Annotated in this window: 22 protein-coding genes and 1 other annotated feature; of the genes, 4 read left to right on the top strand and 18 right to left on the bottom strand. The window is 47.1% G+C overall.

What is annotated here, in order from left to right; translation table 11 throughout:
- Positions 1–39: 39 nt before the first annotated feature.
- The gene (locus ACETMN_RS12205; RefSeq protein ID WP_036609214.1) at positions 40–552 is read left to right on the top strand and encodes a hypothetical protein; all 513 of its coding nucleotides are present in this window, start codon (positions 40–42) and stop codon (positions 550–552) included.
- A 98-nt stretch (positions 553–650) separates the two neighbouring features.
- Here the strand turns inward: ACETMN_RS12205 and ACETMN_RS12200 are convergent, their stop codons facing one another.
- Together ACETMN_RS12200 and ACETMN_RS12195 are read right to left on the bottom strand one after the other, a co-directional pair.
- Positions 651–1,100: an NUDIX domain-containing protein gene (locus tag ACETMN_RS12200; protein ID WP_411736158.1), complete on the bottom strand. Its 450-nt coding sequence runs from the start codon at positions 1,098–1,100 to the stop codon at positions 651–653.
- Positions 1,101–1,156: 56 nt separating this feature from the next.
- Positions 1,157–1,453: a HesB/YadR/YfhF family protein gene (locus tag ACETMN_RS12195; protein WP_036609218.1), complete on the bottom strand. Its 297-nt coding sequence runs from the start codon at positions 1,451–1,453 to the stop codon at positions 1,157–1,159.
- 485 nt (positions 1,454–1,938) lie between these two features.
- On the opposite strand from ACETMN_RS12195, the gene ACETMN_RS12190 reads away from it, so the two are divergent.
- Positions 1,939–3,684, top strand: coding sequence for an ABC transporter ATP-binding protein (locus ACETMN_RS12190; RefSeq protein WP_105598235.1), 1,746 nt, complete (start codon positions 1,939–1,941; stop codon positions 3,682–3,684).
- 12 nt (positions 3,685–3,696) lie between these two features.
- Complete coding sequence (locus ACETMN_RS12185; protein WP_411736157.1) at positions 3,697–5,787, top strand: ABC transporter ATP-binding protein; 2,091 nt, start codon at positions 3,697–3,699, stop codon at positions 5,785–5,787.
- A gap of 185 nt (positions 5,788–5,972) precedes the next feature.
- On the opposite strand, the gene ACETMN_RS12180 is transcribed toward ACETMN_RS12185, so the two are convergent.
- From ACETMN_RS12180 to ACETMN_RS12150, 7 genes are all read right to left on the bottom strand, one after another.
- Entirely contained in the window at positions 5,973–6,599 is a 627-nt protein-coding gene (locus tag ACETMN_RS12180; RefSeq protein ID WP_091017212.1) for a YdcF family protein, read from the bottom strand.
- Positions 6,596–7,141, bottom strand: a complete 546-nt coding sequence (locus ACETMN_RS12175; protein WP_053061520.1) for a hypothetical protein — start codon at positions 7,139–7,141, stop codon at positions 6,596–6,598. The genes ACETMN_RS12180 and ACETMN_RS12175 overlap by 4 nt, the downstream gene beginning before the upstream one ends.
- Before the next feature lie 99 nt (positions 7,142–7,240).
- Positions 7,241–7,951, bottom strand: coding sequence for a hypothetical protein (locus ACETMN_RS12170; RefSeq protein WP_411736156.1), 711 nt, complete (start codon positions 7,949–7,951; stop codon positions 7,241–7,243).
- Positions 7,948–9,003, bottom strand: a complete 1,056-nt coding sequence (locus ACETMN_RS12165) for an ATP-binding cassette domain-containing protein (protein ID WP_411736155.1) — start codon at positions 9,001–9,003, stop codon at positions 7,948–7,950. Before ACETMN_RS12165 ends, ACETMN_RS12170 begins: the two co-directional genes overlap by 4 nt.
- Before the next feature lie 5 nt (positions 9,004–9,008).
- Positions 9,009–10,739 (bottom strand): arginine--tRNA ligase, encoded by a 1,731-nt coding sequence (gene argS, locus ACETMN_RS12160; protein WP_411736154.1) that lies wholly within the window; start codon positions 10,737–10,739, stop codon positions 9,009–9,011.
- A gap of 64 nt (positions 10,740–10,803) precedes the next feature.
- Positions 10,804–11,096, bottom strand: a binding site (T-box leader).
- A gap of 179 nt (positions 11,097–11,275) precedes the next feature.
- Positions 11,276–11,611, bottom strand: a complete 336-nt coding sequence (locus ACETMN_RS12155) for a four-helix bundle copper-binding protein (protein ID WP_411736153.1) — start codon at positions 11,609–11,611, stop codon at positions 11,276–11,278.
- A 73-nt stretch (positions 11,612–11,684) separates the two neighbouring features.
- The gene (locus tag ACETMN_RS12150) at positions 11,685–12,803 is read right to left on the bottom strand and encodes a CobW family GTP-binding protein (RefSeq protein ID WP_091017219.1); all 1,119 of its coding nucleotides are present in this window, start codon (positions 12,801–12,803) and stop codon (positions 11,685–11,687) included.
- A gap of 171 nt (positions 12,804–12,974) precedes the next feature.
- On the opposite strand from ACETMN_RS12150, the gene ACETMN_RS12145 reads away from it, so the two are divergent.
- Complete coding sequence (locus ACETMN_RS12145; protein WP_091017221.1) at positions 12,975–13,493, top strand: molybdenum cofactor biosynthesis protein B; 519 nt, start codon at positions 12,975–12,977, stop codon at positions 13,491–13,493.
- 68 nt (positions 13,494–13,561) lie between these two features.
- Here the strand turns inward: ACETMN_RS12145 and ACETMN_RS12140 are convergent, their stop codons facing one another.
- The 9 genes from ACETMN_RS12140 to miaB form a co-directional block, all read right to left on the bottom strand.
- On the bottom strand, positions 13,562–14,074 hold the full coding sequence (locus ACETMN_RS12140) for a hypothetical protein (protein ID WP_143786531.1): 513 nt from the start codon (positions 14,072–14,074) through the stop codon (positions 13,562–13,564).
- 116 nt (positions 14,075–14,190) lie between these two features.
- Entirely contained in the window at positions 14,191–15,210 is a 1,020-nt protein-coding gene (locus ACETMN_RS12135; protein ID WP_411736152.1) for an oxidoreductase, read from the bottom strand.
- A gap of 111 nt (positions 15,211–15,321) precedes the next feature.
- The gene (locus ACETMN_RS12130; protein WP_105598226.1) at positions 15,322–15,975 is read right to left on the bottom strand and encodes a hypothetical protein; all 654 of its coding nucleotides are present in this window, start codon (positions 15,973–15,975) and stop codon (positions 15,322–15,324) included.
- Positions 15,976–16,403: 428 nt separating this feature from the next.
- Positions 16,404–17,858, bottom strand: a complete 1,455-nt coding sequence (locus ACETMN_RS12125) for a nicotinate phosphoribosyltransferase (protein ID WP_091017227.1) — start codon at positions 17,856–17,858, stop codon at positions 16,404–16,406.
- 195 nt (positions 17,859–18,053) lie between these two features.
- On the bottom strand, positions 18,054–18,611 hold the full coding sequence (locus ACETMN_RS12120) for a cysteine hydrolase family protein (RefSeq protein ID WP_091017228.1): 558 nt from the start codon (positions 18,609–18,611) through the stop codon (positions 18,054–18,056).
- A gap of 67 nt (positions 18,612–18,678) precedes the next feature.
- Entirely contained in the window at positions 18,679–19,482 is an 804-nt protein-coding gene (locus ACETMN_RS12115) for an NUDIX hydrolase (RefSeq protein WP_036609248.1), read from the bottom strand.
- Positions 19,483–19,560: 78 nt separating this feature from the next.
- On the bottom strand, positions 19,561–19,965 hold the full coding sequence (locus ACETMN_RS12110) for a PaaI family thioesterase (RefSeq protein WP_411736151.1): 405 nt from the start codon (positions 19,963–19,965) through the stop codon (positions 19,561–19,563).
- 209 nt (positions 19,966–20,174) lie between these two features.
- Entirely contained in the window at positions 20,175–20,588 is a 414-nt protein-coding gene (locus tag ACETMN_RS12105) for a RicAFT regulatory complex protein RicA family protein (RefSeq protein ID WP_197997748.1), read from the bottom strand.
- A gap of 306 nt (positions 20,589–20,894) precedes the next feature.
- Complete coding sequence (miaB, locus tag ACETMN_RS12100; protein WP_091017231.1) at positions 20,895–22,451, bottom strand: tRNA (N6-isopentenyl adenosine(37)-C2)-methylthiotransferase MiaB; 1,557 nt, start codon at positions 22,449–22,451, stop codon at positions 20,895–20,897.
- Positions 22,452–22,754: the final 303 nt, after the last annotated feature.

The raw sequence follows: 22,754 nt of genomic DNA, 5'->3' as shown, positions 1-22,754 counted from the left end.
ACTTTGCAACTATTAATGGCGCAGGAGGATTAAGGAACCATGTCACGTCAGTTTATTACAGAAGCCGTGATGGTGGCCATTTACGGTCAATTGCTAGCGCCGCCCGCGCCTGTTGAATATATTGTTCCTTATACCACCATCCTTGAGCTATATGAATTCCAGACCAGTCCTGATCCCATGATGGATAACCCGGCAGATGATCAGCATGTGAAATCCAAAATCAATGAAATGATTTCTTATTTCGAGGAACCGCTGAATAAGAAAAAAATAGAGCGTGCGTTACTTGTTCCATGGGCCAAAAGCCCCTCCATTTTATTTGGTGACCAAGTATCCATTGCCATTATCAACGCAATAGATACGGCACAGTACGGGGAGTATTTCGATCCCATTGAGACAGAACTGTTGCTGACATCTCAGCGTCTGAGTATCCCGATTCTCACCGATCAGGTTGAACTGATTGCACGTATTATTGAGTCTGAATCACCTGTGCAGGTATTCGATATTGATGATTTTGATTTTGCGATGGATGATGAACCACTGGATCAGGTGTAATTCATACTCTGAGCACCTGAATCGGATTTTTCAAAAAATGACCTTGGCATCCACTTTATCGTGCATGCCAAGGTCATTTTTTTGCGTCAACACTTATTTTATTCTGCAATATCCCGCGCTAACAGGATTCGGCTAATCTGATTCAGAGGTGGTAACGACTCCAGCGCAAAAAACTTCAGACCTGCATCACTATTTACACGCGACTCCACAAGGTCATCCTGAATGATCACTGTCCGGAACAGAGCAATGACATAATACTCTTCATCTCCGCTTGAATGCAGATACCGAAGGTCTGGCCCCGAATAGAGGCCTTCCAGTGTCATGGTATCAGCAATCCAACCTGTCTCTTCCCATAACTCCCGATGTGCAGCATCTTCAATAGCCTCACCCGGGCGCATCTCACCTGCTGGCAACCGCCAGTGACCGTGTTCAGCATGCTGAATCAGCAGTAATTCACCTTGTTCGTTCTCAGCCCACACAGCCGCCTTTACAACAATATGAGAGCGTTTCGCGATATACTGGGCCAAATCTCGTGCTGGCAGATTCACTGCTTATCCCCTCCTCCTACTCGGAAGCCGGTGGCGACCTGTAATCCATCTATTGCTTAGACTTCAGTATAACGATATTCGATATCCTGACCTTCATCAACGATATCCACATGCAGTTGGTGCCCTTTCAGATACCAATAATCGTGATCTTCCATAAAGAATTGAATCCCCGATACTTCGGTTTGATCCGCAGGATGTCTTGGTTTCTCCACAGCAATACCTAGCGAAAATCCAGGGTGAAGACCTCCGCCAGAGCTATAACGGGCAAAAAATCGAATGCTGTCTCCCTCGTTCAAATTCAGCTCTTCCTTGTACCAGCGAGCAGCTTGATCGGATACATGTATGGTACTCATTTGGTGTCAGCTCCTTCTGTATATATATGTTCCATCATATCTCTACAGGGACTTGAATACAAACCCGAGTGACCACATAAAGACAAAATAAATTGTGAAAAATGTTTGACAGATTGTAAAAACCGGTGTTAAGATGCAAACATACGAGGTCTACATTGTATTTATTTCCAAAAAAAGAAAGGGTGATTACGGTGTTTAACAAACATATGATTGGTCAATTCAGCACACAACTAAATACCGGAGCACACCCGAAATCATTATTCCGTTCATAAGTCGGCATGACAGGCGATCTTTCATTAAAATCTCTGTAATGTTTACTCACAATCGAACTTATATATGGTGGCGGCTCTGTTCTCTGAGCCATGCTGCCGTATGATGATATGAAGACATACCGCCTGCGTGCGGTATGTCTTTTTTTGTGGGTACATTTCGGCATACATGAACGGAATCTGCATTTCTCGGACATCGAAAGGAAGGGATAACACTTGTTCTCTGTACTTAAAAACCTGGCCTGGTTCTTCCGGCTGGAACGCAAACGATACCTAACCGGTGTCATCTTGCTTATTCTGGTGGGCATTGCCGAACTGCTGCCTCCTCGTCTTCTTGGTAATGCCATCGACGAGATTGTGCGCGGTTCCATTACCGGCACCTCACTTACCCGTTATATTTTGCTTATTCTGGGAACGGTCATCATTATCTATCTGGTTACATACGTTTGGATGCACAAACTGTTTGGTGGTGCCAATCTGGTGGAGCGGCTGCTTCGTTCACGCTTTATGGACCACTTGTTACGGATGACTCCTCCCTTTTTTGAGAAAAACAGAACAGGAGATTTGATGGCTCGGGCCACCAATGATCTTCGATCCATTGCTACTACAGCAGGCTTCGGCATGCTGACCTTAACAGACTCTACAGCCTTTCTGGCCACCGTATTGTTCGCGATGGGTTTCCTGGTCAGTTGGAAACTGACCTTGGCGGCAATCCTGCCATTACCTTTTATCGCCATTGCCATGATGATCTATGGTAAAGCTGTACATCAACGTTACACCCTGGCACAGGATGCATTCGGAGATATGAACGACCAGGTGCTGGAATCCATCGCCGGGATTCGTGTCGTGCGTGCTTATGTGCAGGAACGTCTGGACGAGAAACGGTTCGCCGACGTGACCGAAGATGTGTATCGCAAAAACCTGGCTGTTGCCAGAATGGATGCCCTATTCGAACCCACCATCCGGCTCTTCGTTGGACTCAGTTATGTGATTGCACTTGCCTACGGCATATATCTTGTATTTCATAATGAAATTACCCTGGGGGATCTCGTATCGTTTAACATGTACCTGGGGATGATGATCTGGCCCATGTTTGCCATCGGCGAATTAATTAACCTGATGCAACGTGGTAGCGCTTCGCTTGATCGGGTCAACGAGACTTTATCGGTAGAACCTGCCGTACAAGATGTGGAGCAACCTGCCCACGTTACGAATCCGGAAGAAATTGCGATGCAGGATGTTACATTCCGTTACCCAAGTTCAACTGTCGACAATCTCAGTCATATCAGCTTTTCGCTACGACGGGGTCAAACATTGGGTGTTGTGGGTCGTACGGGTAGCGGTAAGTCTACTTTGCTCAAACAACTGCTTCATGAATACCCTGCCGGTTCGGGCACATTAAGCATCTCGGGTCATCCGATTCAGGATATCGCCAAAGATGACTTGCACAGCTGGATCGGGTACGTACCACAGGAACAAGTTCTGTTCTCCAAATCAGTTCGTCAAAACATTCAATTTGGTAAACCTGGGGCCAGTGATGAAGTCATCATGGAAGCCATTCGTACCGCCGCTTTTGACGGGGATCTGGGAACCTTGTCCGATGGACTGGATACACTCGTTGGTGAAAAAGGAATCTCTCTGTCCGGCGGACAGAAACAGCGGGTTTCGCTGGCGCGTGCCTTTATTGCTAATCCTGATATCCTGATCCTTGATGATGCCTTATCTGCGGTCGATGCACGTACTGAAGCCAAAATTATTGAAAATATACGCAACAAACGCTCGAGCAAAACCACGCTGATCTCGACTCATCGCCTGTCTGCTATTGAACATGCTGACCGAATCATCGTACTGGAGCACGGGAAAATTACGGAAGAAGGCACTCACCAGGAATTGTTAGCCATGAACGGCTGGTACCGTGAACAGTATGAACGGCAACAGGTCGAGTCCAATCTGTCCACGTAGGAGGTCAATTCATTGAAGTCTAATACAGGCAAAAGGCTGCTTGATTACGCCTTGAAAGCCAAAGGAACATTTATCGCTGCATTAATTATGCTTACTATTGGTGTTGCGGCCGAGCTTGCCGGGCCATTCATCGCCAAATCCATGATTGACAATCACTTGCTCGCGATTGAGCAGCCTTTCTATGAGACGACAGCTTCAGATGAAGCCGCAGTTTACAACGGTAAGAATTACAAACGCGAAGGTTTGTTCGAACCGGATGAAAATAAAGGTTCCGAAGTGCGGGTATTACAAGCCGGCAGAAGTTTTTATTTTGTAAACGAACCGGTCAATGCACCTGACGGGGACCGCACATATACGGATGGAACCCTCACGGTTACACGCGCAGGTGAGGTAACAGGCCAATATGCGGCAACCCCCCTGTCCGCTGGTGAACTGTTTGCTTTTTACAAACCGGAGATGCCCAGCATCTATCAATTAATTGTGTATTACATGATCTTCCTCGTGATCTCGGTCATTATGGAGTTTGGTAAAACTTTCTGGCTGCAATCCTCGGCCAACAAGGTTATTCAAAGACTGCGTAACGATGTGTATGCCCATATTCAGCGACTGCCGGTGCACTTTTTTGATAACCTGCCCGCAGGTAAAGTTGTATCTCGGGTCACAAACGATACAGAAGCCGTCAAGGATCTGTTCGTTGCCGTTCTTTCGAACTTTTTCTCAGGAATCATCACGATTACAGGTGTGTATGTCGCACTCTTCCTGCTTGATGTTCGCCTGGGTCTAATCTCATTATTCGTTGTGCCGATGCTCATTACATGGATTGTGCTCTATCGCAAATTCGCCACTCGTTACAACACGATCATTCGATCCCGACTGAGTGAGATCAATGCAATCATTAACGAGTCCATTCAGGGGATGTCCATTATCCGCGTATTCCGCCATCAGAAACAAACCAAACAGGAATTCGAAGATCTGAATGATGACTATATGAAACACCAGAACAAAATGCTCAACCTGAATGCCTTCACCTCACACAACCTGGTTAACGTATTACGAAATATCGCCTTTGCGGTGGTCCTGTGGTACTTCGGTTCCAGTGTGCTGGATGGCACAAGTATTATCTCTCTGGGTGTTCTGTATGCCTTCGTTGATGTTCTGGGCCGTTTGTTCCAGCCAATCACCGGTATGGTGAATCAACTCGCCAACCTGGACTCCTCCCTCGTATCTGCTGGGCGTGTCTTTGAGCTGATGGATGAAAAGGGAGAAGCTGTAACGGATGGCTCCATGCCAAGATACAAAGGGAATGTTGTCTTCGATGATGTATCCTTTGCCTATAAAAAAGATTACGTGCTTAACAATATCTCGTTCAAAGCATCCCAAGGTCAGACAGTCGCTCTGGTCGGCCACACCGGTTCGGGTAAAAGCTCAATCATCAACCTGCTATTCCGGTTCTATGATCCGCAAAAAGGCAAGATCACGATTGACGGTCAGAACGTCAAAGATCTGCCTAAACAGTGGATTCGCGAGCATATGGGGATTGTATTGCAGGACCCGTATCTGTTCACAGGCACCATTGCTTCCAACGTCAGTCTTGGCGATGAGAAGATCTCCCGTGAACGAATTGAACAGGCGCTGCGTGATGTAGGAGCCGAACGTATACTGGCTCATTTGCCTCAAGGCTTTGACGAACCTGTCATCGAGAAAGGAAGCACATTGTCTGCTGGTCAGCGTCAGTTAATCTCCTTCGCTCGTGCACTCGCATTTGATCCGGCCATCCTTATTCTGGATGAAGCGACTGCCAATATTGATACGGAAACGGAAGCACTAATTCAGAACGCACTCGAGGTCCTCAAAAAAGGACGTACGACCTTCATCATTGCTCACCGCCTCTCCACTATTCGTTCAGCAGATCAGATTCTGGTTCTGCATCGCGGGCGTATCGTTGAGCAAGGTGCACATGATGAACTGATGGAGCTTAAAGGCCGCTATTATAAGATGTATCAGCTTCAACAAGGTGCGCAAGCAGCAGCGGTCGCAACTGTCGAGAAATCGTCAGGTGATTCCGTTCCAACCTCAACCTCCTTTGCCGGAGGCAATGCATAACAGTGTAAAACAGATAGCTCTTTAAGTAACCAACCAAAAATGATGTACTCAACAGCAAAACAAAAATCGATCTACACAGCTACCTTAGGGTTTGCGGTGTAGATCGGTTTTTTTGTATTTTCATCTGGAGGTATGTTCGGTTACTGTTTATTTCGTCCAGACAAAAAAACAATCCGCGTGCAACCTCATGGCTGCTGCGGATTGTCTATCCATCCCTTGATCGTATATCCCATGTACATCACAGTCTCCCTTGCGAGAAAAGGAAACTTGCTGCGCCAGGTTCGATAAGCCGTTGTTCGTGTCGGAGATGGTACGGCATCCATACCCAGCCCGGCAGCCAGCTTCATGGCCCGTTTCATATGTAATGGATCACTCACAATCGTATAGGTTTGATAACCGGCCTGTTCACCAATTGGAATTGAATTGAGAAGATTCTCCTCGGTAATTCTGGATTTGGTCTCTATGCGAATATCCGCAGGATCTACTCCATGTGCAATGGCATACTTCTGACCCACTTCAGCTTCCGTATGTTCTCCAGCATCACCTGACCCGCCTGTGAAAAGCAGATTACGAACTGTACCCTGACGGTATAATTCAATCCCGTGTTCAATACGTTCGCGAAATACAGGTGAAGGGTTATCCCCCACCACGGCTGCGCCCAGAATGATCGCTGCATCCGATATCCTGGGTGAATCCTCATCCGTGTATACTGATATACGTACTGCCGTAACCACAGTCCACAGGATTCCAACGAATACTACAGCCAGAACCGTCATTAATATCCAGCGTTTGGTTATCCGTTTGCTTGTCATTCATCCTCTTCCAAAGCCCTCGCTTGCATACTCTCGGTATGCATCCGCTCCAGCGTTTGCAGAGCTGCTGCGGATTCGGCATCCAGACCAAGCTCTGCAATCCATGCACCCGTATATTGCTGAAGACGGATCTCCAACTCCTGTGCACGGTCTTTGAAATCCTCCAATTCCTTAATCATGCGTGAGCGTCCTTCCGGACTGAATGTCTCGTGAATTCGTTCCTTGAAGTAGTGATGTACGATACGGTTACGTTGCTGCCATAATTCATTCAACTGGCGAGTCTCTTCCTCAGAGAATGTAAAATGATGACGTACTTCGTGAATGAGCTGCCCCAGTGAACTGCTCATCTTTCGTTCGTACAGATCTTCCAGGTCTTCTTCAGACACAGCCTTGCCCTGAGACATTTTCATTAATAAAATCAGATTGACCAGCTGCTGTTCAAGCGCCTGCCCGTAGTACACGGCCAATCCGTAATAGGCAAACAATTCCCTGGAGTGTTCGCTGTCCAGCATGTCACCATTCTGGATATCTGTATTTTGCATATGCGAGCGCCTCCTTCAACCGTACGATGTTATCCATTCCATGTCCCTCTATCCTAACCAAACCAAGAGCAACATTCAAGTTATCGGGAAGCGCGTCTTCTAACCCCGCAGATCTCTTCTCCCGGACAGCCACACATGGATGATTAGTAACGCTAATGCATAGATCACAGTCCACAGCGTAACCGAAACAAAAGAGTTCATCTTGGATTCATCAAATAACATCATCTCACGAACCAGATAAAAGGCTGGCGGAAGAATACGGCCGATCCATTCTAACGATTCAGGCAAACGTTCACTTAAGGAACCTTGGATAAACGATAGTAATAATACAATAATGAGGGCAGGCATACTGCGACTAAGCAAGGGAATGTACGATTTTTGAAAGAATACACTAATGCCTAATCCCAGCAGTGATAACCCCAGATGTCCTAACCAAGTCATCATCCACTCCTCACCTGTGAGTTGTCTCTCGAACATTCCCGCGAACACGGGATACAGCACAGTGATTGCGGTGAGCATGATTAGCATGATCCAGGCACAGATTAATTGACTTATTACAACCTTACGCCTGCTTCCTGTATGTAGGACGAGTAATTGAACCTGCTTTGCAGATTCCGTATTCATCACCATTACTCCGAGCCAAGCAGCTGCCAGAAATAACAGCATAGCCGTAACGCTGTAACTGTCGGCAATTGGGTTGGGTTTGTAAGAATAGATCAGCAGCATGGCGATGATATAAAAGATAACCGGTGCAAAATATTTCTGTGAGCGAATGTGATGCCTTAACAAATATCTGGTCAGATAGATCATTTGGCTTCTCCCCCCGCATCATCCATGGAAGAGCTTAAGTCGACAGATTCTGTGACACCTCTAAGACTCGCATGTACAGCCGGATGTTGTCCTTCCAGCAGACTTTCCATATGTAATTGACTTTCCTCCTGTTGTACAGACACAACCGAACCTCCGGATGCCAAAATTCTTTTGAGGACATCATCTGTTGATTGTTGAACTATTTTCCAATCCCACAACCAAGAATTGGATTTCTCCGAGCTTGTATTACGAACCAAAGACAGTACTCCCGGTTGTTGTACAATCGATAGATCGTTAGCCAGATCCTCTCCAGCTTTCGTCAGACTTTGAATACGTACAGCGGGTTCGCCAGCTTGTAGTATATCTTCACGACTCCAGTAGCGGAGCACGCGGCCTTTCTTCAACACAATCACCTGGTCTGCCAAACGTTCAATAAGCAACGGTTCATGACAAGCTGTAACGATGGATGTCCCTTCATCCTTCCATTGCCCCAATAAGGATACAATGCCCTCTTGAGCTGGAATATCCAAGCCAGACAACGGTTCATCCAACAGCAAGAGACCACCCGGTCCAGGTAACAGGGCCTGAATCAAATTCACTTTTTGCAATGTGCCCTTGGATAATAGGGGTAACTTCTGATCGATCGCGGTATCCAGATATAAAAGTTCACTAAGTTCTCTTATCCGCCCACGTAGTTCTTCGGGGCGAATGCCCCGAATCCGTCCCATGTCCCACAAGTACTCCCTAGATATAAAGGGTAAACGTGGCAGGCCATCTACTGCATACCCATCAGAACCCTTCATTGTGCGCTGGATCGATCCTGTATCGGGTAACAAAATACCTGCCAACATACGTAGCAACGTGCTTTTTCCCGAGCCGTTTCTGCCAACAAGCACAGCACATTCACCCTGTTTCACTTCCAGATTAATTTGATTCAGTACCTGAGCATGACCTAATCGCTTGCTCACTTGTTGAAGCAATATACCTCGGACTGATGAGTCTGGTGTAGCTTGATCCGACTTCTTGAAAATACCACGTGTACTCCATGTCATTGGGATCACATCCGTTCCGGGGCCTGCACACCTAGCAAATGTAAACTGTACGCGAGTCGTTCGGCAGTCCGTTTGGCCAATGCCACCCGGAAGGATCTTACATCAGATGACGCATCCGCAATCCGTTCGGCGTGATAGAAGCGGTTGAACGCTTGAGCGACATCTATTGTATATTTGGCAATGACCGAAGGCTCATTCCGATGAATTGCTTTTTCCAGATACTCGGGATAATCACCAAGCAGTTTCAGCAATGCCCATGAGGTATCTCCGATAAGGGATGAAGTGGTTTCTGTGTTATTCTCACCTTCCGCAAGGTTGGGTTTAGTCAATGGGTTTTCATTTTCCATACGGATCGCCTCTTCTGCCTTGGCAACCACACTTTGAATCCGAGCATGGGTGTATTGCACATAAGGTCCGGTCTCCCCTTCAAAACTCACCGCATCTTCCAGGGAGAAGTCCACATCGTTTAACCGATTATTCCGCAGATCACCGAAGACAATGGCACCTACACCAACAGCCTCAGCCACCTTCTGAGGGTTCTCCAGATTCGGGTTTTTCTCCTGAATAATCTGCAAAGCACGAGCAACTGCCTCATCCAACACTTCCTGCAAAAAGACAACTTTACCGCGGCGGGTAGACATTTTCCGTCCCTCAAAACGCATTAGGCCAAACGGGATATGTTCACACTTCGCAGACCATTCATGACCCATCCGGGATAGGACCGCAAATACCTGACGGAAATGTAACTTCTGCTCGCCTCCGACCACGTATAACAACCGATCTGCCTTCATCACATCATGACGATAAACCGCCGTAGCCAAATCCCGTGTAGGATAGATCGTTGTGCCATCTTTTTTGATAATCAGACACGGGGGCATGTTCTCATCCTCTAAGCGTACCACGAGTGCTCCGTCACTCTCTTCAAGTAAACCTTTTGTCTTGAGTTCTTCAACCACTGCGCCCATCTTGTCATTGTAAAAGCTCTCTCCCAGCGTATGGTCGAACTGTACATTCAGACGTTCATACATCCGGTTGAATTCCTTCATGCTCACTTCCACAAAGAATGCCCATAACCGCTGTGCTTCATCATCTCCTTGCTCCAGCTTGCGGAACCACTCGCGTGCCTCAATCTCCAGTGAAGGATCGTTCTCCGCCTCATCGTGGAAGCGCACGTACAGCTCCAGAGAAGTACGGATCGGGTCTGCCTGCAGCGCTTCATCATTGCCCCACCGTTTGTATGCTGCGATCTGCTTGCCAAACTGGGTTCCCCAGTCTCCCAGATGATTCACACTTACGGAGGTATAACCTGCTTCGTTATACAACCGATACAGTGCTGCACCGATTACAGTAGAACGCAAATGTCCGATTCCGAAGGGTTTTGCGATGTTAGGGGAAGACATATCAATCACAACACGCGAACCCTGACCAAGCTGAAGCTTACCAAATGCCGCATTCCCCAGTTCTTTCAGCAGATTCGGCGCGAGCTTCTCCCGATTGAAACGGATATTTACATACGGCCCGGCGGGAGTCGCTTCAATTCCAGATGCCTGTAATCCCGTTGCGAGCTCAGTTGCAATGACTGCCGGTGCTTTTTTTAATGACTTCGCCAATGCAAAACAAGGGAATGCTGCATCACCCATCTCCGCTTGTGGTGGAACTTCCAATAATCTCATAACCTCTTGTTCATTCAATCCCGTTAAAGGGGCAATATCGGCCGCAGCCTGCTTCATCAACATGTCTAACACTCCTTATCCATTCATTAGTGGCTAAAAATAAACACAAAAAAGCTCTCGTCTCTACATAAGAGACGAGAGCTGACTTAACAGTTCCCGCGGTACCACTCTAGGTGAACAGGCTGCTCTTCATATGCATCAACATGCATACCCGTAGAACCTGTTCCGCTCGATGCGTATAACGGTCGCAAGCCGGGTTACCCTCAGACAGATCTGGCCTATCCCCAATTGGGATACGTACATCTTTTCGGATAACCATCTCACGGGTGCGGTTCACTCAGGTCATGTCATACCGGCTTCCACCTCTCCCGGCTCGCTGTCATGTATGGATCTGGCTACTCTCCCGATCATTGATATTCTTCGTTTCAATTCATTGCCATCATTATACATACCACGATCAGACTTGGCAACCTGCATTAAAAATCCCCTACTGAAAGGCAACACATAGGCACATCGTCTCAGATGCTTGTGTACACTGCCTTCCCTTAGGGGACAACGGTCATTATCGGTTTTAATTATATATTCCAGTGAAATAATATTTACGCTACTGCTGCCATCAATCGGCAAGCTTCTGCACAGCTGCGGCAAGCCTCTGCACATGCTTGGCAGTGATCGTGGTTGTGTTTGCCACACTCTGCGGCGCAAGCTTCACAAGCTTTCACACACAATTCGCATATTTCAGCAATGAAATCACTTCCACGTGTCATCGCTTGTGCAGCAAAACTGCAGATCTCCGCACATTCCCGATTCAAACGAATGCAATCACGCAACATTGCCAGTTCATATTCTTTCAGACTCGATATGTAACATACGTTGCATGCATTCATGCACTCCAGGCAAGCATCGATACATTGTTGATATTGTTGTTGTGTCATTTAAAGTTACCTCCCAGGCAAAGTTTGCTATGCATCTTAATACCCAGTTCGGAGGAATATTGAATCATCTAACCTACTTTATCGCTTCCAATTCCAGTAATTGGTCACGAATGACAGTTTGGTCAAAATGTTCACCTATAAACACAGCAACATTAGGGACATCTCCCTGAGGTGTGATCTTCATGTAGTCCGATTCACGGTAGGCATACTGGAACCAGAAGCGACTCGCCGTGTCACTAAACGATAAAATGCCTTTTGCTCGATACACATCACGTGGCAATGCGGATACAAATTGTTCAAACGCCTCGCTGTTCACCGGTTGACTGAAATAATGCGTATATACCATGACATGTTCGTGTGATGCATGAGGAGCGGAATGCTCGTGACTGTGGGCATGGACAGGGCTATGGGATGCGTCAGTATTCGTATCATCGCCTTGGACTGTATGATCAGTATGTTCATGTCCATGATTGCAGCCATGTGTACCACAGGTTTCCGTATGCACATGATGCTCTTGGTGAGCTGGCTTACCTGCTTCAGAAGCTGAATCACGCACGTGTACGTCTGCCCCGCTGCGAAGCAACATATCCATCTCCACCTCACATTTGACCGTAGGGATTACAGGTGCGAAGCCATTCCATTTTGCCAAAAGCTGTTCCAGATCCTTCAGTTCCTGTGCGCTCACCCGATCCGTTTTGTTCAAGAGAAGCACAGACGCACAGCGAATCTGCTCCTGCATCAGTTTAAAGGTCTGCCCCTTCTGCTCCTGATACAAACCAGATAGATGTGCCGTATCCACAACGGTAATGAGACTTTTCAGTTCCAGTCGCATGTAGAGCGAGGTTTCCGTTACCGCATCCAGAATCTCCATTGGATTTGCCGCACCGGTTGCTTCAATAACGATCACATCCGGTGATTCCTCTTGAACGAGATCAGCAAGTTGCAATCCCAAGTCACCACGTACGGTACAACAGATACAGCCACCTAACATCTCGGTCATCGGAACGGTGGAATCCACAATCTGACCATCCAGATTGACTTCGCCTAACTCATTCATAACCACTGCGGGACGCAAACCCTGCTGTTGCCAATGTTCGATCAACTGAACAAGCAGTGTTGTTTTTCCACTTCCCAAAAAACCTGAAAGTATATATACAGGTATGGATTGTTCTTTTAAAATTGTTTCATTCATGCGTATACACCTCTCTGATTGTCCTTCTTGTAACCTAGTCTATCTATATCTAGCGAGTGTACACCATCCCGCATTCGTTATGCAATCATGTTCAATTCTTCCCCAGTACATTGCCTGATGTTAACGGATGGTCTATGCTATGAGGACATGTTGATTGAAGGAGGAAGTTTCATGACTAATTCAGTGGAACAACATCGCCAGGAAGCTCCGACCACGGTATCATGCATGATAGTTACAGTGTCGGACACACGCACCAAAGACACCGATACCAGTGGCCAGCTCATGCACCAGCTTCTGAGTGAAGCGGGTTATCAGATTGTTGAATACATCATCACTCCAGATGAAACGGAGAACATTCGAAGCATCCTGCAAGATGCAGCTGTTCGTGATGATATCGAAGCCGTGCTGCTCAGCGGGGGAACAGGGATTGCACCCCGAGATACAACCTACGAAGCGGTATCCTCGCTACTCGACAAGGAACTTCCGGGCTTTGGTGAGATCTTCCGTTTTCTCAGTTACACCGAGGATATCGGTTCCGCTGCCATCCTGAGCAGAGCCGTCGCCGGAACGATTGGACGCACAGCCGTCTTCTCCATGCCGGGCTCCAAAGGAGCTGTCAAATTGGCCATGGAAAAACTCATTTTGCCTGAGCTGCGGCATGTGATGCGTGAAATATATAAACCCGTCTGAAAGATCAGACGGGTTTTTCGGGTTTATTTTCAGCTGTATAATAAAGTACGAAGGGGATCTCGCTCAACTTACCTTATTTGCCCCAGCACATGTTGGAACACCTGCATAACATCCTGTTCATACTTGTCCTTTTCCCCACCCGAAGCTGTATAAACAAGTGAGACGTATCCTTTGCTGCGAATCGTTGTCCGGCCAAGCGCATTCTCCAAGACAGCCTCATCACGATTCTCACTATACATTTGTTTCATGCTGGCCGCCCGGGTAGCTGCATCACTGAAAATATGGACTTTCACGATGTGTCTGCCACTTCCATTCAACAAATACATATAAGAGATCCCACCATGCCCGTCATCGGCAGACATATTATTCATCAGCTGAATGCCTTTTGCTTCAAAACTCTTACTGATCTCACTCACCAATTCACCGTTTAATCCGTGTCCCTGACTCTGTGCCCGCATATTTCCTTCATCTGTCGCTTCACGGGTGTAGACCTTCCGCTCCTGCTCAATGGATGATGCCGAACAAGCCACCAGGGACCAGACACTTGTGATCAACACACCACTTACAAGTATCGACTTCATTGTTCTCCCAACCAGACTTCGTCCTTTTCTATCAAAACACATGCCAATCCTTCCTTTCCAGTCACATGTACTGTGACCCAATCAGGTAGAATTAGCATGTCTTAGGACTTGGAAACTTATGCGGATGGCAGATCTGATATGGTATTGACTACAGTTCGACCTACTGCACCACCTTGGAGTATCGTCTCAAGCGTATGAGGCAACTGGTCCAGAGAAATTTCGCGGATTCCCAGTTCCAGCGCGCGCTCCGGTTTCCATTCTCCACCGAGCAGTTTCCATACCCGTTCCCGACGTTCCATCGGACAATATACAGAGTCTATACCAATAAGCTGGATGCCACGCAAAATAAATGGAAGTACCGTCGATTCAAAAGCTGCGCCTCCAGTTAACCCGGATACCGCAACCGCTCCTCCGTATTGAATCTGTTTCAATCGCTCCGCGAGAGCCGGGCCTCCTGTTGGATCAACCACTCCCGCCCATAGCTGTTTACCCATGGCTCCTTTAGCTGGAGCATCGGCTTCTTCACGAGTAATAACCTCTGAGGCCCCCAAGTTTCGAAGCAAGGGCTCCTCCCGCTCCTTCTTGCCTGTGCTGGCTGTTACTTCAAAGCCAAGTTTCGCCAGAATGGCAACTGCCATACTGCCAACGCCACCCGTTGCACCCGTAACCAGAACCTTGCCCATCTCCGGTGTCACTCCAGCCTGTAACAGCGCATCTACCGAAAGTGCAGCCGTAAATCCTGCGGTTCCAATTGCCATGGCTTCTTTCTCACTGAGACCCAGTGGCAGAGGCACCAGCCATTCACTGCGCAGACGAGCATACTCGCTGTACCCTCCGTAATGGGATACGCCAGGTTCAAATCCTGTACTGATCACCCGATCTCCTGGTGCAAAACGTCCACTGACCGACTCCTCTACCGTTCCGGCCAGATCAATTCCCGGTACCATCGGGTACTCACGAACGACACCACCCTTTTCAAGAGTCGCGAGTCCGTCTTTATAATTGACACTGGAATATTGCACCTGTAACGTTACATCTCCATTTGGCAGATCTTCCTTCTTCAGTTGCTCTATAGCAGCTTTCACTCCTCCCTGTTCTTCTTTACGGACAACATATGCGTTAAAATGTTTTTTCATCAATAGCCACTCCTTATTTGGATTTTATATATTTTCCCATTAAGCACATGAATTGTTCGTATTCAGGCTTAACGGCTACCTTTTACTTCTGGATTCTTCAGATGTTGATGATCAAGCTCTGTCTCTCCTGAGCGTCAACAGATAGATTAGCGGACCCACAATAGGGATGATGCCTGCCGCGGCCCAAGCTGGTGAACGTCGACTGCCTTTGGCATCCCTGTATATCGCAATCACGGAAAGCAAGGTCAGCAGTACAAAATCAATCGTCATGATATGTACAAAGTCAGATTGCTTGAACGCGTCCATATATTCATCCGGATGACCTTGCGTCACGGCATAGAATGCCGTACCCAGCGTCAACAGCAGAAGGACTACATGCGTCAACTTATGAGCTGCTACCCGTCCAATTCCCGACTCCCGCTGACGACCAAAGTGCAAGCTTGCGTAACCCGAAGCTCTATTCGCGGATGACGACCATGCATAATAGGGAAGCAGCGCAAAAGCACCAAGTCCGAAAGAAAGTATAACAAAAGGCCAAGCCGGTACACGGCCACCTCGTTCTTTCACAGATGTTCTTAACAGCATACAAGTATAAACTGCCGGGAAAATACCTAACCACGAAAATACCGTAAGTAACCAAGGTTCTTTGCTTTGCATGGTAATCAGTTCTTTGAAAATTGGATCACTTCCAGGTGACTGCCCCGGTGCCAACAACAATGCATAGGCAATAAAAGCGATCCAGACCAGTCCTAGTATCCATCTCATGTCTGCACCTCCTCTTACTTTCATCCCCTGCAGCTGCGGGATTGAATCAATAGTTGCAGAATTTGGCGTCTCCTGCGCTTTCCCGAGAAATAATAACTGCTGTTCCCCCTGTAAATACATGTTCAAAAGTCTATTTTTGAACAATCTCTCGAACTGAACAAGACAAATTCCAGTATAGCCTGCTACCTGGGCAGTCTGTCCATGAGATTTCTTACATCCCTGGTCCATCTCATCGGGATCATATAAGAATAAAGTCTATCAACTATCGACGTACTTTCACAGAAGACAGAACGCGTATAGCGGGAAATTTTGCTTGCGATCATTGAATCGTTCAAATCCGCTAAGAACGTATACATTTTATAGGCATCAAAAAGGCATAAGCCAGTATCCCTCACTGGTTATGCCTCTTTGTAATTCTTATGTGTAGATCATTCCTCTGTGGATTTCACATGTTCCGCAATGAGCTTCTGCTTCATATTCCATGCCGCAGGGCTGATGTTCACACGGTAGATCTCCGGGTTCAGTTTCCGTTGGTATTCCGGCCAGAAGAGGTTCATCTGTTCCCGGTGGTACGCCCGAATCTCATCCAGATTAGGCAGTTCATACACTTTGCGTCCATTCACAAAGATTGGCTCCAGCATATTGACCGCTTCGTAGCGGGTAACCGTCTTTTTCAGGTAAGGGTGTAGCGGGTTGAACAGCTTGAGCGGTCCGCCCTGTAGCGGCTGCTCTTCATCTGGATAGCAGATATAATCTGCAATCGCTTTGCCATGTTTCGGATCAATGATCCGGAACACTTCCTTTTTACCTGGAGTGGACACCTTTTCAGGATTGGCAGATATTTTGATCGTAGGCAGCATGGCACCGTCCACTTCACGTTCCACCAATTTGTACACTCCACCCAAAGATGGCTGGTCAGAAGCCGTAATCAACTGTGTACCAACACCCCATGTATCTATCCGTGCTCCTTGAGCTTTCAGGTTGAAAATCGTATTTTCATCCAAATCATTGGATGCTACAATTTTCACATAATCCAGCCCAGCCTCATCCAGCATCTGACGCGCCTGAATCGACAAGTACGCAAGGTCACCGCTGTCCAGACGAATCGCGTTCATCTTTTTGCCTTGGCTCTCCAACTTCTTGGCTGTCTTGATGGCGTGAGGTACTCCACTGTTCAACGTGTCAAAGGTATCAACCAGCAGCGTAACCTGATCAGGCAACACTTTGGCATACACGTCAAACGCCTCCTGCTCACTCATAAAGCTCTGTACCCAGGAATGGGCGTGTGTACCTGCTGTTGGGATTCCGAAGCGCTCTCCGGCCAGCATGTTGGACGTTGCATGGAAGCCTGCTACATACGAAGCTCGTGCGCCCCAGATGGCAGCATCCGCTTCCTGTGCACGCCGTGTACCGAATTCGAGCAACGTATCCTGTTGTGCCACCTGTTTGATCCGCGAAGCCTTGGTTGCAATCAACGTCTGATAATTCATGAAGTTAAGTATCGCCGTCTCCACCAATTGTGTCTCCATAATGGAGCCTTCTACCCGAATGAGCGGTTCGTCAGGGAAAACAATTGCGCCCTCCTTCATGGAATGAATCGTCCCCTGAAATGAAAACTGGAGCAACTCTTCCAGAAAGACCGGATCGTAATTTTCCTCTTGTTTGGATAAAAATTTGATGTCGTCCATCGTAAACCGAAGCTGGCTGATGTAGTTCACAATCCGTTCTAATCCGGCAAATACCGCATATCCGTTGCCAAAAGGAAGCTTACGGAAATAGGCTTCAAATACCGCCTTCCGCTTGTGAGTACCATTCACCCAATGGGCGTACATCATATTGATCTGATATTTATCCGTATGTAAAGCCAGGCTAGTTGTCTGCATTTGTCTCATCCTCTCTGACTTCCGCTCGTGCCCCCAGGTTTCATCTGTGGACACGGGTTAACATATGGAGACTTATTCTTCATGATTCTGTTCATCCGTATTAAACAAACAAGTCTCCCGGAAAACTCTATACACCATTCACCACATTCATCCGGTTCCTAACATGAAGTCAACCAAACATGACTATGGAGTAAATTAAGCCAAGACTGTCTCACTCGCCTTAACCACCGAAGCACCCAGGCTGGAACGAAAATGTCCTAGCGCCCATTCATGTCCTGCCGGATTAAAGCTGGCAACAGCATCTTCATATACCGTAATATGAAAACCTTTATTGTAAGCATCCACTGCGGTATGCAATATACAAATATCCGTACATACCCCAATCAGTGCAATATCCGTAATACCACGTGCACGCAGTCTGAGTTCCAGATCGGTCCCACAGAATGCACTATATCTCGTCTTATCCATCCACCGAATATCGGTTTTTCGTTCTTCCATCACTTGGGCAAGACGTCCATATAACTGTCTTCCCTCCGTATTTCTGATGTTATGAGGTGGGAAAAGTACAGTCTCCGGGTGGTAAGGATCATTTTCTTCGTGTAGATCCACGGCCATGATTACCTCATGTTTGTTCTTACAATAGGCCTCGGTTACAGCTGCAATCGTTTCTTCGATCTCTACCGCCGGCTGACCTACAGGCAAAGAACCTGTCACAAAATCCTTCGTAAAATCAATCACAATCAGTGCTTTCATCGTCCACACTCCCTTATCCCAGAAATGGTTGATTCTGATTCAATCCAATTGACACATCTACACCTTATTACGTATAGATGGAAAGGCGTGGTACAAGTTCTGTAAAACGATATAGCTGCGCCGGACGCTGCGAGTACTGGTTGGAACTCACGAGGTTCCCCTCTTCATCTCTTACTTCTTCCACAATGCCTTTACGACTGCGGGTAGACGTAATCTTGCGAATGAAGTTTGGTTCTTCAAAATCCGGTACAACACTTTGAATAACCTGATATAATTCACTTAATGTAAAATCACGTGGCAGGAACTGACGAGCAATCGTCGTTTCCAGCATCTGCTGTTGAATACGTCGATAAGCATCTTCGATGATTGTTCTGTGATCAAAGGCCAGTTCCAATTCTTGCAGCGCCTCCTGAATGGTGAACAATCCAACATCTTCGGCATCATCTGCTGCTTGGCGTTGATCCAGCATCCATTCTTCCACAAGCGCGAAAAATGCGTGAGAAATAATCCAGCCCCTCGGGTCACGACCCGGCTGACTGTATACATTCAAGTACTCCAGATGTCCACCGTCTACACCTGTCTCTTCCATCAGCTCACGCTTTGCTGCTCCGTAGATGGATTCATTCTCCTGACAAAAACCACCGGGTAATGCCCATCTACCTGCAAAAGGCCAGCCTTTGCGCTTGATCAGCATCACTTTCAGTTCCCGAATGGGAAGTGTCTTGGTCACTGTCTTGCGTTCCCGCTTGGTCAAGGTGAACATAACGATATCCGCAGGAACACCATCGGGGGTACGATATTTTTGGGAACTATAAGCACGTGCTGCTTGTTCGTCGCTCTCTGCATTGAAGTGTTCGTAGTTTTCGCTCATGGGCACCACCGACTATTTTCATTTTGATAATTTCATTATGACATAATAATATCTTTTGTCAACCGCAGGATTCGTGCGTTACGTTCTCGGGCGTGCTATGCGGAATGTCGCCGTAGCCATACATCCCAACGTGCCCGATGCATCACGAACCTCCGATTGAGTCGTAACACTGCGTCCAGCCTGATGTAGTACCTTAGCCGTCACCGTTAATTCCCCTTGTCTCATCGGTGCGAGAAAATGTACGTTCAGATTCGTTGTCACACAGCCATCTACTTCCATTGCTGCTGTTGCAACCATCCCCATCGCTTGGTCCATCAGTGAAGTCAGTACACCCCCATGTATAATCCCCATGGAGTTGGTATGATGTTCGCCTGCTGTCAACGCGATCTGTACTTCATTGCCGTCTCCTTTAATATAACGACAGCCGAGAAATCCCCAGAATCGTCCGTCTCCGTCTTCCACCATTTTGTCCAAAATACTCATTATTCATTTCTCCTTTATTTACTGTACGTATCAAGCTCTCTTGATGTCATGTGCCTTTATCATTAAAAATCAGCTACGCCACACAAAATAACCCCACAGCGTGGAGCTTTGCTTGGAATTATATTCCGAGTACTTGGCGATAGCCACTCCACGTTAACAGTTATGCAATGTCAAAAAAGGCGCGGACAGCGTCCGCACCCTTCCGTCATTTAACCGCAACTGGTCGGAGGTGAATCCGTTCCAGCCTCCACGTTTACTTTTTCGGAAACTGTATCCCGGATTACCGAAATCACGAGTTGAAGCAAGTAGTTGATGTCGCTCTGACTCTGCTGGAATTCCGTAACCAATGGAATACTGTCCAGTTCGCTTTGCAGATCTTCAATTTCCTGTTCAATTTTGCTGACCATCTCCACATTTTTGAAGCTTTCAAAAGCAACAATCTCTTTTTGTTTTTTCTTAATCGTTGCAATCAACTGCTGGATGCGCTCATGATCCCGAATTTTGGTTTCAGCCTGTTGAAACTGTCTAACTTCCTCACTCGTTCCGAGCATATCAGCCAATTCTTTGGCTTTTCCCATAATGTCGTCGCGTATGACCAGATTGCGCGTATCGTAGGTTGGCATTCCATAATGGTTGTACTGCACTTCTTCCTGCGCCACTGAAATCGCTCCATTCTATGAGATGATATAAGATGAGAACCTGGGCTCAAATGAGTTCAAACGTCTGCTCCATGACCGCTGCGGGAACGGATCGTTCTTTTGATCGCTGTTGTCTCCGGATTTTTCTGATTACAATTGTTTAAGGTTAAAATCCGGAGACAAAGGCGAACGCTTCGCTTCTACAGACCGATTCCGTCCCCTCCGCTACTTGCGCAAATGTCCGAACCTGATATTGAACCCCAAAATTCTCATCTTATTTGTGTGTGTGTATTACTGATTGGCAGCTACCGGCTCTGAGAGCAGGTTGCCCCGAATATAAAAAGTCATCGGATCGGTGATTTCCACTTGTACGAAAGTACCGATCAAATCTTTAGGTCCTTCAAAATGCACCAGCTTGTTGCTGCGCGTACGTCCTGCCAGAACTTCGGAATTCCGTTTGCTCTCGCCTTCAACGAGCACTTCAACGATTTTGCCCCGTTGCTCTTCATTGCTTCGGTGGCTGTATTCGTTGATCGTTTCGTTCAAGCGCTTCAAACGTTCCTTCTTCACTTCCATCGGTACGTTATCTTCCATCACTGCAGCCGGTGTACCTTCACGCGGGGAATAAATAAAGGTATAGGCAAAATCATACCCTACTTCACGGACAAGGGAAAGTGTATCTTCAAACTGTTCTTCCGTTTCCCCTGGAAAACCAACAATAATATCCGTTGTCAACACAACATCCGGGATGGCCTTTTTAATTTTGTCAGCCAGTTTCAGATAGTGTTCCCGGTTATACTTGCGGCTCATACGTTTGAGTACTTCCGAACTGCCAGATTGCACCGGTAGATGAATGTGCTCTACCAAATTTCCGCCCTTGGCCAGTACTTCAATCAAGCGGTCATCAAAGTCACGTGGGTGACTGGTTGTAAACCGTACTCGCGGAATATCAATAAGGCGAATGGCATCCATCAAGTCACCAAAACTGTAGTTCAGGTCGGTGAAATCCTTGCCGTACGCATTCACATTTTGACCAAGAAGCGTGATCTCCTTAAAGCCTTGTCGTGCCAAATCACGTACTTCGGCAATGACATCTTCCGGACGACGGCTGCGTTCTTTGCCCCGCGTGAACGGAACGATGCAATATGTACAGAATTTGTCGCAGCCATACATAATGTTCACCCAGCCGCGCATACCCTCACGTTTCTTCGGCAGGTTCTCAATAATGTCGCCTTCCTTGGACCATACCTCAACAACCATTTCTTTGCTGAACAGCGCTTCCTGGATTAGATGTGGCAGTCGATGCACATTATGTGTACCAAAGATCATATCCACAAAGCCATGCTTCTGCATGATTCGGTTGACGACGCCTTCTTCTTGGGACATACACCCGCATACACCAAGTAACAATCCCGGACGTTCGAGTTTTAGCGTTTTCAGGTGACCAAGCTCACCAAATACTTTATCTTCCGCATTTTCTCGTATGGCACATGTGTTGAGCAGAATAATATCAGCTTCTTTGCGATCCTCTGTAGCCTGATACCCCATAGACTCTAGAAGTCCTTTGATGGTCTCCGAGTCATGCTCGTTCATCTGACATCCATACGTATATACAATATAATGTTTGCCTTTCCCTATGTTTTTCAGTTCATCGGGAACGGCATTTTCGTAAAGCACCTGGACGTCTTCCTTGCCCCGCTGTTTCTCCTGACGATGATTGGGTTCCGATTTGATGTTAATCTCACGGCCCCGGATTCTTATCTTTTTGCTGAATTCATCTTGCGAAATTACTTTGGCATCGGAGAAATCAAAATATTGGGAGTAATCCTTTTTTGAGTCTTTAGCCATTTCCTTCGGTCACTCCTTACAGCCTCTATTAATAAAAAATCGTTCATTCATCCCTGTTCCACGTGAATTCCTTGCTTGGAACATTAAAAGAGCATTACAGCAAATTATAGCATGAATTGGGCTGTAGTTCCACATCCAAAGCGCATCTCCCTTCGTCTAATCCGAAACATGCCATGCTCAGAAGAGCACTCAGAAAACACAAAAACCTGAGCCTTGCCGTCAGGGCTGGAATTAACCGGCCCCTGTTGGCTGTGCTCAGGTTTATATGTTATTCAGACCGCCAAAATTGGGGGCTGAAGCTAT

Source organism: Paenibacillus sp. M2, assembly GCF_046713495.1.
GTDB classification, from domain to species: Bacteria; Bacillota; Bacilli; order Paenibacillales; family Paenibacillaceae; genus Paenibacillus; species Paenibacillus amylolyticus_B.
This window is presented reverse-complemented; position numbering and strand designations above follow the sequence as displayed.

Coding starts and splice junctions, on each gene's coding strand:
- ACETMN_RS12205 (WP_036609214.1), top strand. CDS start 40: ATGTCACGTCAGTTTATTACAGAAGCCGTGATGGTGGCCATTTACGGT.
- ACETMN_RS12195 (WP_036609218.1), bottom strand. CDS start 1,453: ATGAGTACCATACATGTATCCGATCAAGCTGCTCGCTGGTACAAGGAA.
- ACETMN_RS12180 (WP_091017212.1), bottom strand. CDS start 6,599: ATGACAAGCAAACGGATAACCAAACGCTGGATATTAATGACGGTTCTG.
- ACETMN_RS12175 (WP_053061520.1), bottom strand. CDS start 7,141: ATGCAAAATACAGATATCCAGAATGGTGACATGCTGGACAGCGAACAC.
- ACETMN_RS12170 (WP_411736156.1), bottom strand. CDS start 7,951: ATGATCTATCTGACCAGATATTTGTTAAGGCATCACATTCGCTCACAG.
- ACETMN_RS12165 (WP_411736155.1), bottom strand. CDS start 9,003: ATGACATGGAGTACACGTGGTATTTTCAAGAAGTCGGATCAAGCTACA.
- argS (WP_411736154.1), bottom strand. CDS start 10,739: ATGTTGATGAAGCAGGCTGCGGCCGATATTGCCCCTTTAACGGGATTG.
- ACETMN_RS12155 (WP_411736153.1), bottom strand. CDS start 11,611: ATGACACAACAACAATATCAACAATGTATCGATGCTTGCCTGGAGTGC.
- ACETMN_RS12150 (WP_091017219.1), bottom strand. CDS start 12,803: ATGAATGAAACAATTTTAAAAGAACAATCCATACCTGTATATATACTT.
- ACETMN_RS12145 (WP_091017221.1), top strand. CDS start 12,975: ATGACTAATTCAGTGGAACAACATCGCCAGGAAGCTCCGACCACGGTA.
- ACETMN_RS12140 (WP_143786531.1), bottom strand. CDS start 14,074: ATGAAGTCGATACTTGTAAGTGGTGTGTTGATCACAAGTGTCTGGTCC.
- ACETMN_RS12135 (WP_411736152.1), bottom strand. CDS start 15,210: ATGAAAAAACATTTTAACGCATATGTTGTCCGTAAAGAAGAACAGGGA.
- ACETMN_RS12130 (WP_105598226.1), bottom strand. CDS start 15,975: ATGAGATGGATACTAGGACTGGTCTGGATCGCTTTTATTGCCTATGCA.
- ACETMN_RS12125 (WP_091017227.1), bottom strand. CDS start 17,858: ATGCAGACAACTAGCCTGGCTTTACATACGGATAAATATCAGATCAAT.
- ACETMN_RS12120 (WP_091017228.1), bottom strand. CDS start 18,611: ATGAAAGCACTGATTGTGATTGATTTTACGAAGGATTTTGTGACAGGT.
- ACETMN_RS12115 (WP_036609248.1), bottom strand. CDS start 19,482: ATGAGCGAAAACTACGAACACTTCAATGCAGAGAGCGACGAACAAGCA.
- ACETMN_RS12110 (WP_411736151.1), bottom strand. CDS start 19,965: ATGAGTATTTTGGACAAAATGGTGGAAGACGGAGACGGACGATTCTGG.
- ACETMN_RS12105 (WP_197997748.1), bottom strand. CDS start 20,588: ATGCCAACCTACGATACGCGCAATCTGGTCATACGCGACGACATTATG.
- miaB (WP_091017231.1), bottom strand. CDS start 22,451: ATGGCTAAAGACTCAAAAAAGGATTACTCCCAATATTTTGATTTCTCC.